Origin of the sequence: Hymenobacter montanus, from assembly GCF_014699115.1 — a bacterium.
GTDB lineage: Bacteria > Bacteroidota > Bacteroidia > Cytophagales > Hymenobacteraceae > Hymenobacter > Hymenobacter montanus.
Genome location: NZ_JACXAD010000022.1, coordinates 37,123 through 53,256, shown reverse-complemented (window position 1 = coordinate 53,256; position 16,134 = coordinate 37,123). Strand labels below are relative to the sequence as shown.

The 16,134-nt window shown below is 59.2% G+C and carries 22 protein-coding genes and 1 tRNA gene; 5 read left to right on the top strand and 18 right to left on the bottom strand.

The features are described 5' to 3' along the window. Positions 1 to 80 precede the first annotated feature (80 nt). Positions 81 to 869 (top strand): T9SS type A sorting domain-containing protein, encoded by a 789-nt coding sequence (locus IC235_RS17510; RefSeq protein WP_191006496.1) that lies wholly within the window; start codon positions 81 to 83, stop codon positions 867 to 869. 214 nt (positions 870 to 1,083) lie between these two features. Continuing rightward, positions 1,084 to 2,124 carry a T9SS type A sorting domain-containing protein gene (locus IC235_RS17505; protein ID WP_191006495.1) on the top strand — a complete coding sequence of 347 codons (1,041 nt, stop codon included), beginning with the start codon at positions 1,084 to 1,086 and terminating at the stop codon, positions 2,122 to 2,124. A 461-nt stretch (positions 2,125 to 2,585) separates the two neighbouring features. Here the strand turns inward: IC235_RS17505 and IC235_RS17500 are convergent, their stop codons facing one another. Further along, positions 2,586 to 3,011, bottom strand: a complete 426-nt coding sequence (locus tag IC235_RS17500) for a hypothetical protein (protein WP_191006494.1) — start codon at positions 3,009 to 3,011, stop codon at positions 2,586 to 2,588. 76 nt (positions 3,012 to 3,087) lie between these two features. After that, on the bottom strand, positions 3,088 to 4,704 hold the full coding sequence (locus IC235_RS17495; RefSeq protein ID WP_317173605.1) for a TCR/Tet family MFS transporter: 1,617 nt from the start codon (positions 4,702 to 4,704) through the stop codon (positions 3,088 to 3,090). Positions 4,705 to 4,877: 173 nt separating this feature from the next. Between IC235_RS17495 and IC235_RS17490 the strand changes: the two genes are divergently transcribed. Next, positions 4,878 to 4,950 (top strand) — tRNA-Met (locus tag IC235_RS17490). 100 nt (positions 4,951 to 5,050) lie between these two features. On the opposite strand, the gene IC235_RS17485 is transcribed toward IC235_RS17490, so the two are convergent. Both IC235_RS17485 and mobV read right to left on the bottom strand, forming a co-directional pair. Beyond that, positions 5,051 to 5,269 carry a hypothetical protein gene (locus IC235_RS17485; protein WP_191006493.1) on the bottom strand — a complete coding sequence of 73 codons (219 nt, stop codon included), beginning with the start codon at positions 5,267 to 5,269 and terminating at the stop codon, positions 5,051 to 5,053. A 170-nt stretch (positions 5,270 to 5,439) separates the two neighbouring features. Continuing rightward, positions 5,440 to 6,789, bottom strand: a complete 1,350-nt coding sequence (gene mobV, locus IC235_RS17480; RefSeq protein WP_191006492.1) for a MobV family relaxase — start codon at positions 6,787 to 6,789, stop codon at positions 5,440 to 5,442. A gap of 287 nt (positions 6,790 to 7,076) precedes the next feature. On the opposite strand from mobV, the gene IC235_RS17475 reads away from it, so the two are divergent. Next, complete coding sequence (locus IC235_RS17475) at positions 7,077 to 7,421, top strand: MerR family transcriptional regulator (RefSeq protein WP_191006491.1); 345 nt, start codon at positions 7,077 to 7,079, stop codon at positions 7,419 to 7,421. Between the two features lie 309 nt (positions 7,422 to 7,730). Here the strand turns inward: IC235_RS17475 and IC235_RS17470 are convergent, their stop codons facing one another. The 13 genes from IC235_RS17470 to IC235_RS17410 form a co-directional block, all read right to left on the bottom strand. After that, complete coding sequence (locus tag IC235_RS17470) at positions 7,731 to 7,994, bottom strand: hypothetical protein (protein ID WP_191006490.1); 264 nt, start codon at positions 7,992 to 7,994, stop codon at positions 7,731 to 7,733. Between the two features lie 79 nt (positions 7,995 to 8,073). Further along, complete coding sequence (locus tag IC235_RS17465; protein ID WP_191006489.1) at positions 8,074 to 9,153, bottom strand: hypothetical protein; 1,080 nt, start codon at positions 9,151 to 9,153, stop codon at positions 8,074 to 8,076. After that, a complete protein-coding gene (locus tag IC235_RS17460) occupies positions 9,146 to 9,430 on the bottom strand; it encodes a MerR family transcriptional regulator (protein WP_191006488.1) in 285 nt (94 codons plus the stop codon). Before IC235_RS17460 ends, IC235_RS17465 begins: the two co-directional genes overlap by 8 nt. Before the next feature lie 25 nt (positions 9,431 to 9,455). After that, on the bottom strand, positions 9,456 to 9,689 hold the full coding sequence (locus IC235_RS17455) for a hypothetical protein (RefSeq protein WP_191006487.1): 234 nt from the start codon (positions 9,687 to 9,689) through the stop codon (positions 9,456 to 9,458). Then, on the bottom strand, positions 9,689 to 10,366 hold the full coding sequence (locus tag IC235_RS17450; RefSeq protein WP_191006486.1) for a hypothetical protein: 678 nt from the start codon (positions 10,364 to 10,366) through the stop codon (positions 9,689 to 9,691). The genes IC235_RS17455 and IC235_RS17450 overlap by 1 nt, the downstream gene beginning before the upstream one ends. A 26-nt stretch (positions 10,367 to 10,392) precedes the next feature. Further along, positions 10,393 to 10,629 carry a hypothetical protein gene (locus tag IC235_RS17445; RefSeq protein WP_191006485.1) on the bottom strand — a complete coding sequence of 79 codons (237 nt, stop codon included), beginning with the start codon at positions 10,627 to 10,629 and terminating at the stop codon, positions 10,393 to 10,395. Positions 10,630 to 10,678: 49 nt separating this feature from the next. Beyond that, positions 10,679 to 11,215, bottom strand: a complete 537-nt coding sequence (locus tag IC235_RS17440; protein WP_191006484.1) for a GIY-YIG nuclease family protein — start codon at positions 11,213 to 11,215, stop codon at positions 10,679 to 10,681. Then, a complete protein-coding gene (locus IC235_RS17435) occupies positions 11,212 to 12,297 on the bottom strand; it encodes a DUF6371 domain-containing protein (RefSeq protein ID WP_191006483.1) in 1,086 nt (361 codons plus the stop codon). Before IC235_RS17435 ends, IC235_RS17440 begins: the two co-directional genes overlap by 4 nt. A 129-nt stretch (positions 12,298 to 12,426) precedes the next feature. Next, positions 12,427 to 13,656, bottom strand: coding sequence for a hypothetical protein (locus tag IC235_RS17430; RefSeq protein ID WP_191006482.1), 1,230 nt, complete (start codon positions 13,654 to 13,656; stop codon positions 12,427 to 12,429). Between the two features lie 8 nt (positions 13,657 to 13,664). Further along, on the bottom strand, positions 13,665 to 13,853 hold the full coding sequence (locus IC235_RS17425) for a hypothetical protein (protein ID WP_191006481.1): 189 nt from the start codon (positions 13,851 to 13,853) through the stop codon (positions 13,665 to 13,667). Beyond that, positions 13,846 to 14,400 (bottom strand): hypothetical protein, encoded by a 555-nt coding sequence (locus IC235_RS17420; RefSeq protein WP_191006480.1) that lies wholly within the window; start codon positions 14,398 to 14,400, stop codon positions 13,846 to 13,848. The genes IC235_RS17425 and IC235_RS17420 overlap by 8 nt, the downstream gene beginning before the upstream one ends. A gap of 92 nt (positions 14,401 to 14,492) precedes the next feature. Next, the gene (locus tag IC235_RS17415) at positions 14,493 to 14,819 is read right to left on the bottom strand and encodes a helix-turn-helix domain-containing protein (protein ID WP_191006479.1); all 327 of its coding nucleotides are present in this window, start codon (positions 14,817 to 14,819) and stop codon (positions 14,493 to 14,495) included. Positions 14,820 to 14,829: 10 nt separating this feature from the next. Next, positions 14,830 to 15,048 carry a hypothetical protein gene (locus IC235_RS17410; protein WP_191006478.1) on the bottom strand — a complete coding sequence of 73 codons (219 nt, stop codon included), beginning with the start codon at positions 15,046 to 15,048 and terminating at the stop codon, positions 14,830 to 14,832. A gap of 76 nt (positions 15,049 to 15,124) precedes the next feature. On the opposite strand from IC235_RS17410, the gene IC235_RS17405 reads away from it, so the two are divergent. Beyond that, positions 15,125 to 15,853: a helix-turn-helix domain-containing protein gene (locus IC235_RS17405; protein ID WP_191006477.1), complete on the top strand. Its 729-nt coding sequence runs from the start codon at positions 15,125 to 15,127 to the stop codon at positions 15,851 to 15,853. Between the two features lie 113 nt (positions 15,854 to 15,966). Here the strand turns inward: IC235_RS17405 and IC235_RS17400 are convergent, their stop codons facing one another. Further along, positions 15,967 to 16,107 carry a hypothetical protein gene (locus tag IC235_RS17400; RefSeq protein ID WP_191006476.1) on the bottom strand — a complete coding sequence of 47 codons (141 nt, stop codon included), beginning with the start codon at positions 16,105 to 16,107 and terminating at the stop codon, positions 15,967 to 15,969. Positions 16,108 to 16,134 lie beyond the last annotated feature (27 nt).

Here is a 16,134-nt window from a genome sequence, read left to right as displayed (position 1 = left end):
CTTTTCAAACTGTTTTCAAAAAGTGTTTTTTCGCGCAGAAAAATTGTCCCATCCGTTTAATTTTTTTTGTCCCTGTCGTTTTGCCGATTCCAAATGGAGCCTTAAAGCTAGGCAGCACTCCGCCCAGCGGGGTTATTCTTGATTTTCTGCTGAGCGCTAATCCGGCTGATAACAACATATTATTTCCGCTATTTACCGATTTGGTCGGGGCCTCCACAACCAGCTTCCGCTTTCAAACCACTGGCACGGCTCCTACCCGCGTATGCACCGTGGAATGGTCTGGTATGGACGAATTTCAACCAACGAAGCAGTTTACCAACGCCAGCTTCCAAGCAAAGCTGTATGAAACCAGTAACAATATAGAATTCGTGTATGGTCCTATCACTCCAGGTACCGGCGCGTCAGAAATGAGATTCGCATCTGTCGGCCTGAAAGGCTCGGCCAATACCGCCGGCAGCTTAGTGCTCGGCACCAAGTCAGCCACAACCGCGTGGTCGGCGGCGATGTGGCAGGGCAGCATTTATACAAGCCAGGCTTTCGACTACAACAAAGCCACCTTGCCAACGGCTGACCGGACCTTCCGCTTCACCGCGACCCTGCTCGGCACCTCCGCCGCCCTGACGCGGGCCGTGAGCGTATTCCCCAACCCGAGCAGCGGCGTCTTCTCCGTTGACGTGCGCGGGGCCAATGCCAGCAACGGGCTGCAGGTAGAAGTCACGAATCTGCTTGGGCAGCGGGTGCACACGGCCACGGTGCGCGATAATATGAACAATAAGCTCGACCTGAGCCATTTGGCGGATGGCGTATACTCACTCAAGGTGCAGAACGGCAACGAATTCTCCATCCGCCAGGTGTCGGTGCAGAGGTAGTGCTTCCGGCTGTGGAAAGCTCATGGAAAGAGCGGCCTGCTGATGCAGGCCGCTCTTTCTGCGTCAGCGGCGGATAGCAAGTAGGCTTTAGCGCAGAAGCTGTCGGTTATAGTAAGATAACTCGAAGCGATATGGTTTTCTTTCAAATTGGTGCAACAAATAGACATAACTAGCGTACGCGCTATGGCATTCTCATTTTACCTTATCTGAACACATGGAAAAAACTCACTTACTCTCGCACTTCTTTGATCGCAAAAACCTGGCTTTGCTGGCCTTACTCGGCCTTGGTGCGTTCGCCGCCCACGGCCAAGCGCTGAACTATTCTCCCACCGCCGTTACCAGCACAGCTGGTGCTTATAATCCGCTCAATAATACTAGCACGGCCATTGTGGTGAGTGACCCGGACGACGCCAACTCAGCGCCTCAAGCCATCGGCTTCACATTCAACTACAACGGCCAGAGCTTCACCCAGTTTGTCTTAAACACTAACGGAGCACTAAAGCTAGGCAGCACGCCGCCTAGTAGTATCTTAGCTGATTTCGTGAGCAGCACTAATGCAGCTGACAATAACATGCTGTTTCCGTTGTTCACAGACTTGGCCGGGGCCTCCCCTGCTACGAGCTTCCGCTTTCAAACCACTGGCACGGCGCCTAACCGCGTATGCACTGTGGAATGGTCCGGTATAAGAGATCTTGAATCACAGCAATTTACCAACGCCAGCTTCCAAGTAAAGCTGTATGAAACCACTAACGCTATAGAATTTGTGTATGGCCCCTTCACTCCAAGCACCGGCACGGCAAGTACGGGAATCTCAGGTGTCGGTTTGAAAGGCTCGGGCACGGCCGTCGGCCGCGTAGTGTTTGGCGTCAAGTCTGCCGCGACCGCGTGGTCGGCGGCTACGTGGCAAGGCGGTCTTCAACCTTTTCAATACGACAAAACAAGCTTGCCAACGGCTGGCCGGACCTTCCGCTTCACCGCGACCCTGCTCGGCACCTCCGCCGCCCTGGAGCGGGCCGTGAGCGTGTACCCCAACCCGAGCAGCGGCGTCTTCTCCGTTGACGTGCGCGGGGCCAATGCCAGCAACGGACTGCAGGTAGAAGTCACGAATCTGCTTGGGCAGCGGGTGCACACGGCCACGGTGCGCGATAATATGAACAATAAGCTCGACCTGAGCCATTTGGCGGATGGCGTGTACTCACTCAAGGTGCAGAACGGCAACGAATTCTCCATCCGCCAGGTATCGGTGGAAAGGTAGCGCTTACAGCTTCCGGTTGAAACCTCATGGCAAGAGGGGCCTGCTGATGCGGGCCGCTCTTTCTGTGTTAGTGGCAGATAAGTAGCCGGTCAAAAGTAACGATATAGAAAAGGTGGTCCTGCCCGGCCAGCGTAGCCGGGCTGCCGCGACGAATTAACACGGGCGGTAATGAGCCCGCCACACTGGTGCCGGACTATGGGTTTTATAGCTGACCATCTTTTCGACGGGTACAAAATCCGCGCCCTCGACAGTCAATAGTCTTTGCCGCCAATACAGTGGCTATTTACACAGGAATTAAAAATTAAAAATGAAGAATTAAAAAATTGACCAGCTGATTTTTAATTCTTCATTTTTAATTCCTATGAAAACGGTACCCTGACTTGGGAACCGCTCTAACTGTTGGCATACAGCTCTTGCCACCGCAAGAGCTGGCCGACGGCAAGTTCGACCACACCCCGGGGTTAAGCAGGGTCGGCGGTGCGTTGCTCGTTGAGCCAATCCATGGCTTCACCCTCCTTGCCGAAGAAGGCCAGTACGAAAGGCTTGTCCTGGTAGGAGGCAATGGGCTCAAACGCAGGCCCGGTAACGATGTGGTGGTGCAAGTCGGGGCTGACCAGGTACGCCACGTAGAGCCGGCCACCCAGTTGTGCCGCCACGTTGGGGAAGTACTCGGCGAGCAGCCACTGGGTAGTATAAGGGTCGTTGAGGGTGCGGCGGCGAATGTCCTGCAGCCAGAAGCGGGAGCCGTCGCGCAGCCCAGCCTCGGCCAGCTGCGCGTAAACGGCGGGAAGTTCGGACGGGTCGGGTTGGTAGCCCCAGCGGCCCACCAAAATGCCCAGATCGGGCCGGGGTGTAACCTGGAACAAGGGCAGGGTAATAGAGGGCATGGCAGGGTGGAGCAGGGCGACTTGAGCCAAGATACGAAATTTGGTGGCCAGTCCTATCCCCGCTCCTTGCCGGACGCTAGTGCGCGGATACGGCCGGACCAGGGGGCGCGGCCGCCACGGGCGGATGCTTTTTAAGGGAGCGCACGGCCAGGGCCACGCTGGCCAGCGCCAGCACGGCGCCGAGCAAGAACGGCGCCCCCGGAAACTGCACTGGCGCCGCGGGCTGGGTGAAATACCCGAACAGGTGGGTCATCAGCAGGGGCCCGAACACGCCGGTAGCGCTGAGGAGGCTGGTGAGCGAGCCCTGCAGCTCGCCCTGCTCGTTGGCCGGCACCTGGCCCGAGATGGTGCCTTGCAGCGCCGGCCCGGCCAGTCCCCCCAGGCAGTAGGGCGCCAGAAAGACCAGCATCAGCCAGCCGCGGGGGGCAAAAGCGAACAGCACAAACCCCACCGCGTAGCACAGCAGCCCCACCACGATGGCCCGGGCCGCGCCCAGCTTCGGGATGGCCACCCGCACCAGCCCACCCTGCACGATCCCGGAAAACAGCCCCACCACGCCCAGGGAGATGCCCACCAGCCTTTCGGTCCAGCTAAACTTGTACATGGTGTAAAAGGCCCAGACCGACTGCGTGGCCGAGCCGGCCAGGTAAATCAGTACCAGCGAGGCCACCAAGCCCAGCACGGCGGGGTAATTGCCCAGCCGCAGCAGCGAGGCCACGGGGTTGGCCCGGCGCCACTCAAACGGCCGCCGCTGCGCGGGCAGCAGCGACTCGGGCAACACGAAAAACCCGTAGAGAACATTGCATAAGCTCAGCCCCGCCGCAACCATAAACGGCACCCGGGCCCCGAAATCCGCCAGCAGCCCGCCGATGGCCGGCCCGATGATAAAGCCGATGCCAAACGCCGCGCCCACCAGCCCAAAGTTCTGGGCCCGCTTCTCCGGCGCGCTGATGTCGGCGATGTAGGCCGTGGCCGTGGTAAAGCTGGCCCCCGTGATGCCCGCCAGCACGCGCCCCACGAACAGCCACGCCAAAGTAGGGGCGAAGCTCAGAAAGACGTAGTCGAGCCCCAGGCCCAGCAGGGCCCCCAGCAGCACCGGCCGCCGCCCCAGCTTGTCGCTCAGGCCCCCTACTACCGGCGCAAAGCAGAACTGCGCGCTGGCATAGGCAAAGGTGAGCCAGCCCGAATACTCCGACGCCCGGCTCAGCCCCTCGCCCGTGAGCTGCTGAATAAGCTTGGGCACCACCGGAATGATGATGCCTAACCCAATGACGTCAATCAGAATCGTGATGAAGATGAAGCCGAGAGCGGGTGGGCGTTGGTCGGACATAAGCAAGCAAAAGCGGGCGGCAAATAAGATGAGGCGGGCCGGGAGCCCCGACCAATGCCAACTGCCCGCGCCGTTCAACCTACGGCGGCGCAGCAGTTGCCGCTGGGCCGGCGCCACCGGCCACAAAGGTAGCCGCCCTCCGGTTTCCGCACCAGCGCCCAAAGTTGCCAACGGTAAGGGGCCGTCCGCATCCACCAGGCGCTGCCGGACACCCACGTCGACGTCCGGCAACTCCGATGTCAGGCCTTCGCCGGCAGCTTCAGGAGCGTAAGTGGCGGTGGTAGTGCTTACTACCAACAGCGGCCGCTCCGGCAAGACTACCAGCGTGGCTGTACGAGACCTCGTGCAAGAGAACGAGCCCATAGCAACGAAAGAAACTCGGGCTGAACGTAAGGTTTGTATGGTAGCGGCCCCCCGGTACTCGGCAGCCGTGTTTTTTTCTGGCTGAGAACCACGCCTTCACCGCGTCTAAGGCATCAAAACTACTTTTTTTATGGTGTTACCCAAAAATTACCCTACCTTTGCATCATAAACAGTGCGGGGTGGAGCAGTTGGTAGCTCGTTGGGCTCATAACCCAAAGGTCACTGGTTCGAGTCCAGTCCCCGCTACCTAAAAGGCCATTTCCAATGTGGGAACGGCCTTTTTTCTTTCTCGGGGTACACGTAGGGGTACACGCATTAAATTACCTACCCGTCAAAGGCGTCTTTTTTAACAATAACCGACCAGCAGCCGGTGGGCGCGTTTGTATGCCAGGCAGGAAGCGCGGGAGTACATACAGCTACGGCCGAGTTTGGAATGCCTAATCAGAGTGCCGCGCCGTTGGCGTTCGGCGATGAGCGTGGTGCGCGACTTGATGCCGGTGAGCTTGAGGGCCGTCTTGGTGTCCACGTCGTCGTCGAGCGATTCTAACAGGTCAGCAACAAGCATTCGCAGTTCGCGGACCTCCTCAATTAATTTTTGATGCTCTATTGGGGTAACAAATTCAACCGAAGCAGGCATATATAATCACTATTTGCGCTGGGCCGTGAGGTAAGAATTCACTCCGAGCTTGCGTACGTGTAGAACCAAGCGCGTCAGACAGGACTTTTCGTGAGACACTACATCTCAATCCCACCGTCACCAGGTAGGGCCGGGCCAGCCTGCTCTCGGCCTCTCGTTTTCCCCACTGCCTCCCGGAACTGCTCCATGCAGTCCCGCCCGTTGGGGCGCAGCTCGTCACTGCTGTAGCGCATCCCATACTTCTCGTGCGTCAGGGTAAACTTCTCTGGGCTGAGCACCTCCAGTACGTAGCCGTGCTTCAGAAATGCGGGGGCAATGTCCGTTATCTGCTGCAGGGGTAGTAGCAGCTGCTTGGCTAATTGGACTTCGATGTTGCGGTGGTCCCTCTGGCTCAGTTCCTGTGCCCAGGTCGTAGATTTTTCCGATAACGGCTGCCCCTGCACATGCTTCATGACCAAACGCATACACTGCAGGTTGTTCTTATCAGCGCGCCCCTTCTGCTCCGCCAGCTCTGCGGTTCGGGTGGCGAGTTCCTGCTGTAGCTGCTGCACCTGCGTGGTCAGTGTACCGGTTGTGGCGGTCAGCTCCGCGCGGGTTGCTACCACCAAGTCCTGGCTGCTGGCCAGGCGCTTCTCCATCACCCGGGCCCTCTCCCGCTCGTGGGCGTTGGCCGTGGCCACGGTGGCCAGTTGCTTAATCTTGTCGTTGAATTGGTCGAACAGTTTGAACAGGTATGTGTTGAGGCCAAACTGCTGTTTGACGACGTGTTGCTCCGGGATGCCCCACGAGGGCATGGTCGGAAGCTGATGTGGAGCGGGGTGTAACGGCTTTGCCAAGTCCGCCAGCTGCTCCTTGCTCATCAGCTGGGCCCCGTGGTAGCGACGCACGTCCTCGTGGTTGGCGGTGCTGTACTTGATGCCCCGCTCCAGTCCGTGGGGGGCCATCGCTTTGGCGTAGTCGGTTTGCAGCTGGTGCAGGCGGGCCGGGCTGAACACGTCCCGGCAACTGAGCCGTCCGTCCGGCGTGAGGGGCACCACGAGCACGTGTAGGTGGGGCGTGATTTCGTCCTGGTGCAGCATGGCGCCGACCACGTTCTTCTCCCCGAACTGCTCGCGCACGAACTTGAGATTATCCTTTACCCACGCCGAGTCGCGCATGTCGGGCACCAACCCATCGGCCGCACGGGCAAAGCCATCGGCGCTGGCCGTCAGCACCAACTCTACCAGGCGCACCGCATCCCGCCGGCGCGGCACCAGGTCAAGTTCCGCCAGGCGTTCGTTGGCCATCTGCAGGTACGGGAGGTGTTCCTGATTCACGTACTCCTGGTTGAGCCAAGTGCGGGCCGGGTCCGCGTTGGGCGTGTCTTCGAGTCGAAGATTGTGCTGGGTGACACTAGTGGCCATGCCCGGAGTGGTAACCTTGCTGACGAGGAAAATGGCGTAGGGCATGACGGGGTGGGGTAGAAGCCGCAATGCGTAATGGGTTACACATAGCAGCCGGTAGAGACAATAGAAGCGTTTTTTCAGTCCCAACCGATGCGTAATGAGTTACACATTCGTCTTGGCCGTCGGAAAAACCCTAGGTCAACCGTAAGCTAGTTGTCAGGCGATTATGATTGCAACATTTGTGTGCTCACTGGCTGAAATAAAGCAAGCTCGTAATCCATGAACAGGGTCATTATGGCGTGGGAGTACATTCGTCAGCAAAATGTAGTACCGTCTCTTAAAGAACAACTATGGATAACGCTCCACTCACTCTTACCGTGACTAGTGGCCAAATTATCAGTGTCACGCTGAGTAATCCAGCCGAAACGCGGGTACTTGCTGAAGTCGCTGCAGCTGTCGGGGCCGCGCGTGCCATTGCCGAGGTCGGCACCCGTACTTACCACTTAGGGACTAAGCCTACTCCAGGCCGCGGTTACGACGACCGCTTAACAATGCGCATGGGCTGCGGTCAGACAAAAATCCGCGAGTTGTTGGTTGTGAAACCGCGCCGTGGTGGGTTGCGTCATCAGAGAGTAGGCCGCAAATACATTGTGAGCGAAGCAGCCGTGCGCGAGTGGTTTGGCGACAAAGAATAACTTAACAAAGGCGGCGGATTTATGCTCAACACGGTCAGTCTGGAGCAGATGGGACGGCCGGCATTTTTACTACCTTAGGGGCTCACCTTTTATTCCTTTTTTATGGTAAAAACGCAGTCATTTACAGCCGACGAGATAGCGAATGGAGAGCTCCAATCTTGGTTAGATACATTTTCAGGGCGCTACGACTACTCTGTGGTAAGTGCAAGCACAGTAAGGCGCATTGATGGCGATGACCTTTTTGTGATAGTAATACAGCTTCAATAACAGAAAAGCCCCGCCAGCACATGCCAGCGGGGCTTTTCCTCTTTACTTCACGGCCGCATAAAGCAGCTTTTCCAGCGTTGCTATGCTTAAGAAGAACTTCTCGGGCAACTGAGCTACCACCTGGCCGCGGTCGGGCTTTCGTTCGCGCGGCACGCGGGTGTAGCGCTGGTAAAAGGCGTCCCGAATCTTGCGGTTACGCGTGTCGAGGTTGGCTTGACGGCGAAGGGTGGCGCTGGTGCTCATGAACTGGGCGTGGGCACGAAAAAGCCCCGTCTGAAGCAGGCGGGGTTTTCGGATGAAAAACATACTGTTGGCCATCAAGTCAACGAAACCTGATGAAGTATAAAGGTCAGGGTAGCCACCGGCGACGGCAAGGGAATTATAGTTAAGTTTCAGGCGGGGCCTTCGGTCCCAACTTAATCTTACGCCGGCTGCCATTGATGCCGAACGTCTTGGTTACAGCATCAATGTAGTACGCTCCACTACGTTCGGGATAGTCGGGGTCGTGCAGGTCGGCAATATCGCCGTGGTTGGCAATGGGCAGGCCGAAGCTGAGCAGGCCTTCGCCCCGGTACCCATCAAAACAAATCTGGGCCGCTGCCGCCCGCACGGCCTTTTCTAGTTCTTTTCCATTCAGTCCGGGGGGCACGAGCAAGGTGCGTATTTGTCCGTTGCCGCTGGCCTTTCCTGTGGCGGCGGTCACGGCGGGGGTGGGTACCGCGTCGCCTTTGTGGCGGCGTTCCTTCGGCGCGTTGATGTGTACCACGTCAGTGCGCGGGTTGTAGTCAAAGGCCACCTTTTTGCCATCCGGCTGCGTGCTGGCCCCGCGAAAGATAATGGACTGGTCATTAGCTTTAACAAACGTCAGGTCCGACTCAATCACGTTTTGGGTAAAGCCGTAGCGGTGCCGCTCGGCCTGCTCTTCGTAGGGCTTATTAGCGTAGAGCACCCCTTCGCGAAAGAAGAAATTAAGCAGAAACCGCTTTTTCAGGTCATCAAATACCTGCGCGGCTGTGGCTTGATTAATCAGATACTTACCTAGATTGACTTCTCCCAGCACCTTGAATTCAAACCCGCGTGGCGGGAAATACTCCAGATACTCGTGCTGAAGGTAGGTAAGCAATTCGGTCAGGGTAATGCTGCGCCAGCTATAGCTAACGGCTTTACGCTTAAAATACCACATGAAATCCTCGCACGACACGGTAAAAGGACTGCCACTTTTCAGGGCCGACACCACGCCGGTAAATTCGGTGCGGTACTCGCCGTTGTAGCCGTAGCGAATTACCACCACATCACCGACCTGAATCACGTCAGGCAGTTGTTGGCCGCTCAGAATTTTTATCTTGCGCGGCAGCGTGATAGTGGCCGTGTCGGTAAACTTCTGCCACGAGCTTTCAATGGTCACCTCGTGCACGAAGTCGAGTTCCAGCGAGCCAATAAACAGTTGACAATTGAGGCTAAACATGGGCGGCCAAAGTGATGACAACGGTGCGTAGGTTGATTATCGTCTCGTAAGCAATCCTTTTGTGGTGGCCGTGGCGGTGAATAGGTAAGCTCCAGCGGCAACGCAGGCGCTTGAGTTGCCGAACCGAAAGGCCCAGCATGGCGGCGGCCGCCGGTAATGAGAGGTAAGTCTCGCCAGGCGAAGCAAGCGCGGATTCGTTGGCCAAGGCGAGAACAACTTCTGCCGTGGTGCCGGCTGCGACCAGGGCGGCGGATTCGGTGGAAAACGTTTCTGACATGAGAATTAAAGAGAAGAGGAATGGCTCACGGCTGGCCGCGCTTGTGCAGTTCGGGCCGGGCTTGGATAAACTGCCGGACGCTGCCCACGGTACGGCCCAGGGCAGCCGCGCAGGCCTTCGCGGTGGTATGGGGATAATGAGTGGCCACGTAGCGGATATCCGACGTGGTATAGGGCTGGCGCGTTTGTCGGGCCCGGCCCAGTAGACCGCCCGCCTGCATCGGAGCGCAGCGGACGGTCGACGAGGTGGGGGTGGCCACTACTTGGGGCGGGGAATGTTTTGCGACAGGCGGTGCTGGCCCATCCGAAAGTGCAGGCGCTTTTCGTCAACCCTTACCGGTTCGTTTGTCATGATGCCCAGGTCGGATTCAAAAAAGTCGGGCAGGTACATTACGGCGTCTTGCACAGAAGCCCCCTGCTTTATTGTGGCGGCCACCAACGTCTTCCACCCCGTGAGGAAGGTGGCCAACTGTTGGAAGTAGGCCAACACATGCTCGTTGCCGGCCCACTTGATAGTTTGCCCGTCGAGTGCTTTGCCCAGGTCCAGGTTGAACATGCTGGCAAAGGAATCGAAATGAATCGCTTGATGGAGGTAGCCCTCATTACCAGGCAACCCAATCCGCTGGTAAGTGGCTCGCAGCTGCTGCAGCGACGTGGCGACCTCGTCAATTACGTCGTGGCCATCAAGGTTTATGGTTTCCGCGACGAGTTTCTGCCGGCCCTCTTCGGTGCGCAACAACTCGTAGCGGGCTTTTAGGCCCTGGTCGATTTTGAGCAGCCCATCAAAGAGCTGCTGCCGGTAGGCTGAAGTCACGACGTCTAGGTCTGTCGAGAAGGGGAGGCTAGCAGTCGCGAGGAGGGCTTTGTAGGCCGTGCATTGGTCTTCGAAGTATGTGTAATTGCGCCGGGCTTCGGCGTTTTCGGCTTGGGTAAGCATGATGGAGATGATTAAAAGGGGACGTGTTATTGAGCGACTGTACGGGCCGAGATTTCGACCATGGCGGCGGCGGCCGAAATGCTGCCGGGTTGCGGTACGCCGGCATTGATAGCGCGCGTCTGGGTCATGAGCTGGTTGAAGACCGTGCGCACGGTGGGCGCAATGCGGCCGCTGGCCACGGCTTCGTCGATGACTTTAACGACTTCCTGCAGGGCGTTTTCTTGTTGCTGATTCAAGCCAGGTGTGGGGGTGTTGGTGGCCATTGGGGCGATTTTGAAGTGATGGATAAAATGATGCAGTTGCGCGGGTGTGTTAGGGCCCCCGTGGCTTCCGCTTGCCCCGTTCCCCTCGCATGTTGGCACACGCTTCTGGGCTGCGCTTGCGGCCACGATGCGCCGCGGCCAGCTTCTCCTGGTGCTCGAGCGTCCGGGGAGTGATGGCACGGCCTTTTTTGCCGAGGCTGATGCGGGCCCGGGCTTCTGAGCTGAGGCGCTGGCCCGGCCCGACGGGCGCGTTCAGGATGTTGAAACCGTGGGCGGGGTCGCTGGTCTGCAACTGGTCGAGGTGGCGCTGCTTGACGGCCGGCATCTGGTCGACGGGGCACAGCTCCAGCGCTTCGAAGCGCAACACACCCAGACCATGGGCGGCGGCAAACGCCTGCAGCCGGTCGGAACTGTGTTTGCCGTCGCGCAGGTCGTTGCGGACCTGACGGAAGGCGTTGAGCAGGTGCTTGGTGGCCCCGACGTACACCCGTGAATCGCAGGTGTTGCGAATGACGAACACGCCGGACTGGGTTTTGTCGTTATCGGTCAGACTGTGAAGCATGTAGGTGCGGGGAGGCTTTTTCAAAATCGGGTAGTTTTAGGGAGTTTCGTGGCCGAATTCTTGGAGTTTGGGTCGAGCTCGTTCCAGCTGGGCGGGAAGCCGGGCCACTGGCTCAGCAGCAGGTCGGCCAGGTCGATGCCGGCGGCGCGCTGTTCGGCGGTGGCCTTGGTTTCGAGCCAGGTCGACACCGTGACGGTGAAGCCCTGTTCGCGCAGCTCGTCGGCGCGGCGCTGCCAGTCATCTGTGGCGCCGGCGTCGGGGAAGAGCACGAGCGAGCGGTTCTTTACCGGGGCCAAGCGGTCCGCCGTGAGGTAGCTTTTGCCCATGGTGGCCAGCCAGACACAGTCCGGCAGGTAGGGCGCACAGAACACGGCCGTTTTGGCGCTTTCCACGATGGCCACCCGGGCATCAGCCGGGGCGTTCAGCAGCTGGGGCAGCCCGAAGAGGCAAGGGCACTTGGGCACCTCGGTCGCGGAGTATGCCGTGAGCCAGGCCGGGGCCGGCTGGCCCAGTTGCCGGCAGCGAGCTGCCAAGGCCGTGTGCGCCCACGTCGTGCACCGCTTGGGCTGCTTCACGGTGTGCCCGGTTTCATCGTAGAGCACGACCTGGCCCCCACGTACTCGACTCTGCTCGTCGATGAGCCAGAACACGCAGGCCCCCGGCCAGTGGGCCGACGTGCCCACGGCGAAGCGCTTGAGCAGCTCGTCGGCAATGCCCCACCCGAAGTGGTTGCGCAGCAGCTGGGCCAGGGCGTTGTGTTCGTAATGCCCGAGCGTGGCCTGCACCACATCCGACGGCATGGCCACCACCGGGCGGAGCGGGGCCGGGCGGCGCACCGGGGGCGATGTCCAGGACTGGCCATCGGGACGGTTGGCTTCGCGCACCTGGTCGGCGTAGCTCTGCCCGCCGGGGCCGGCATGGTACGGGCTCAGGTGGTAGCCGCACTGGTCGGCCCGGTTGCACTTGCCGAATGCTTCCGGCAGCAGTTCGCCGGTTTCGGTGTCGAGGTAGCGGGCCAGTTCCCGGCGGTGATTACAACCAGGACAGGTATAGCGGCTGGCGGGGCCCGTGTAGGGCTGCAGGGTGTAACGATAAGAAGTGGGCATAACGGATTGGTTTCGCTGTGGGCAGTGGGCAATGGGCAACCCCCCTATAGGGGTTGTTGCCCACTGCCCACGTAGGCTAGTTCTGGGCAATGGGCAAGCGTGGGCAACATTAGATTTTGCCCACGTAGATTAGGAGGAAGGTTCAAGTGAGTACAGCAGCGAAAACCCAGCCCCTGCCTTTCTTCTCACGAGGCAGCACCGGCGGCCGGTCAAGTCGTTTACATAGCCTGAGTAGGGCGGCAGCAACTCCGACAAGTAGGTTTTTACCGTGCGTGGCGACACGCTTAACTCTTCAGCCAACCCCGCTACCAATTCTCCTGCTGGCAGAGGTCCGTCAGCCAGCATGGTTGGCAGAAGGCTCAGCACCGTTGCGGCAGAGGCCTTGCGTTGCGGCCCTGGCCTCGAACACACTTGCTGCACATCGGTCGCGTCAACATCAGCCCGCACCAATCCGCGTGTGAATTCGTCGAACGTGGCGAAGAAAGTCAGGCCAGGTGCGGCATAGCGGCGCTTCAGATACAGCAGCTGAATCAGCGGAGTAAGCCGTCCGCCTTCCTTCACAAATCCCACTTGCAGCACCGTGCTGGCCTTGTTGCTGGCCTCAGTGCCCAGGTGCCCGCGGGCCTTGCTGGTGCTGCCCGGGTTTTCGTGAATGACGGCGATAAACGTGGCATCCTGCTCGTTGACGGCTACATTCAGCAAGTCAATCAGCCCCAGCGACGCGCCCACGTCGTTGTAATCGGCCACGCAGTCGCTGAGCACGTCCAGAATAACCAGCAGATGCCCATCAAACCCTCGCCGCTGGTGGGCCAGGAACTCGGCCAGGCGGGGGAAGCGCTCGGCCCGTGCCTCCATCACCAGGGACGTGTAGTCGAGCATGGGTGGATGCTCGGCAAAGCCGTAGCCGGCGCGGGCCTTCAGCTGCTGAATGGCATAAGGCAGCTGGTCGGAAGTGTTGCGCTCCGTATCGATGTATAGCAGCCGGTAGGCTTCTCCCTCGGCGGGCCGAAAGCCTAGGCCGAGCAGCGTGTCGGACGTCGCGCGGCTGGCCAGTGCAGTCAGGGCCGCTGAGCCGAACAGTTCTGCCACGCGGCTTTTGTGAACGCCCGTTTGCCCCTGAATCAAGTTGACGGTGCGCGGCCAGATAACTGGTTCGTCATCCTGCCAGAACAGGGCTGGCCGAAACGTGACCGGTTGCTCCGTGGCCGCCCGCACCTGCCGGCTCAGGGCCAGCAGCCGGGCCAGCCCGGCGCTGGGCTCCGGGGGCGCGCTGAGCAGCTCGTGGGCGTGGGCCAGCAGCCCGGCCACGGTCGGGCCGGCTTCGGCCGGGCCGGGCTGCTGGGTGATTTCTTCCGTCATGCGAGGGCTTATTGGTAGTGAGCGGCCGCTGCCAGGGCGGCCGATAGTTCCGACTCTGACAGGCCGAAGCGGGCGGCCACGTTGCGGCGCCCCGTGTCGCTCAGCTCCAGGCTGTGCAAGCCTTTCAGAAAGGCCTTCAGCGCCGGTCGCTGGGCCAGCACCGCGGCTCCAGACGTTCGAGGGGCCGGGCTACGCACGGGAGGCTCCTTCCTGCTGTTCTTCCTCGCTGGGGTAGCTCACGTAGTGGGTGATTTCGTACACGTCCCACACGGCTTTGTGCGGCTCGTCCTCGTTGAGCAGCCAGCACAAGCCCACGGCGGGGTTGTTGTCGGCGCGGGCCCAGAGGCAATTGCCGCCAATGGATTCGAGCCGGCCGGCTTGGTATTCGTGTTTCCCGGTTTCGTGATTCAGATAGCAGTAGACGTACACCTTGCCCACCACCAGGTTCTTCTTCTCGTGCACTGGAGCCATGTTCACCCAGCAGCCTTTCGGGAAGCGCGGGGCCATGTCGTTGCCGCCGAACTCGCAGTACTGGCGTATCATCTCGTAGCCGCCGTAGCCCAGCGGCATGTTGTCGTGCATCTCGGCCGTGAGCCAGGGCAAACCCGGCTCACGCCAGTATCCGCCTTGGGCAGGGGTGAGGCCGAAAAGGACGGCGGGATAGCCCAGCGCAGCGGCCTGGGCGGTGAGCGAGGCGGTGGTCAGGTTGGTAACCTGGGCAATGGGGAATGCAATGGCAACCATAAAAAAAAGAAAGTGAAGGGGTGAAAAATCAGACAAAGCAGCAGCTAGGCCGAGCAAGCCGGCAAAGCGTAAAATCCAAGAAATGAGAGGTGTTAGGCGGGCGGCTTGCCCTTTACCCGGCTGGGCTTCTGGGTGCGTTGCTCGCGCGTGCCGGCGCTCAGCACATCAGAGTGCTTGAGGTAAGTGCGCCCACCGATTTTAGTGGACACCAACAGGCCCCGGCGCTTCCATTCAAACACGGTGGCTACACACACGTCGAGCAGGGCGGCGGCCTGGGGTACGGTCAGTAATTCGTCGACAGATGGGGCAGCCGTACCAATTGTGGGCTGGGCCTGAGCTAGTTCAAAGCGAATAAGGGCGCGTAAGTCTTCGCGCAATTGCTCCACTGTAATGCCCTGAACAATGATGGTCGGTTGCATAGTGGTTGGGCTAGGCGGCCGGGGCCGAGGTGATGGTGGCCAACTTCTGAGCAGCAGCAAGGGCACCACTGGCCTCCGCGCGAGACAAGGCAGCTCTTACTGCAGGGTGGCCCGGGTTGCCTCGGCGAATGGCGGCGGCGGCGGCGCCGTGTGATAGGCCCAACTCGCGGGCAATGGTACCGATATCGCCAGGGGCCAGCAGGCAGGTTAGCGTCTTATTAGAGTCCATTACACTACTTTTGTTGATATTTGCTCATTACATAACAAATGTAATAACTCTCGTTGATTTTATCAGCTAAAGCAACATGAATTCATCAACTAGATCTTATATTGAAGGGGAAAGCTCTGTAAATCAGAGACTAAATTTGTTGGTAGATACCTTCGAAAAAGGTAAGAAGGCCCCGTTTGCCAGAAAAATCGGCGTTTCTGCTCAGGCTGTTCAAGAAATGTTGATGGGACGCAAGAGTGACCCATCGTTCAAGGTGCTGGTTAGAATACTAGAAGAATACCCAAGCGTTAGCTCAGACTGGCTTGTGCTGGGCCAGGGTCAGATGCTACGCGACACATCACCGCCAGCCGCATCGCAGGTGGTCGAGGTTGTACAGCTCATCCAGGAGTATGTGCAGGTATCAAAGCACTTAGAACATGGGAGGGCCATGCACCGGGAGTCGGCTAAGGCCCTAGCTCGTCTGCGCGCCGAGGTGGAGCATCAAGAGGCGGCGCTGCAGGTGCAGATGGAACACTTGCCCAACTTTGACCCGGAGGCCCAAAAAGTGCTACAGACAGTCATCCAACAGCAACAAGAGACCCTTGCAAAGGCACAGAAGCGTTACGCTGAATTTATGCCATTTCTCGAGCAGGTCGAGGAAGAGCTACTAAACGTGCTTAAGCGCCAGGGGAAGTTAGAAAAGGATTTGGCCGAGTTTATGGGCTCAGTCGTGCCCCTGAATATGGAAGAGCAGATGAAAGCCATTTCATTACGAAATAAATTAGTGCAGACAGTGAATAGTCCGCCCCCCAAGAAGCATCTGTAGCGTGTACAACAAAGGCTACACTCCCCAAATAATATACCCGACCAGCTTGACACATCACCCCGCCGCGGGCTCGACGATACAACAAAGGCCACCCTACAGGATGGCCTTTTGTGCTACTGCGCTTTCCGCTCGCGCCGGAACGTGAGCAGCTGCAGCAGCAGTGCCCCCACAGCGCAGGCCGCGCTGACCAGGCCACTGGCCTGCTCGGGGGTGAGGGAGGAAAGGAACTGATAGGCGTGTGCAGCCGTGAGCATAAGGCGAGCGCCGCCGGGGAGGTATGC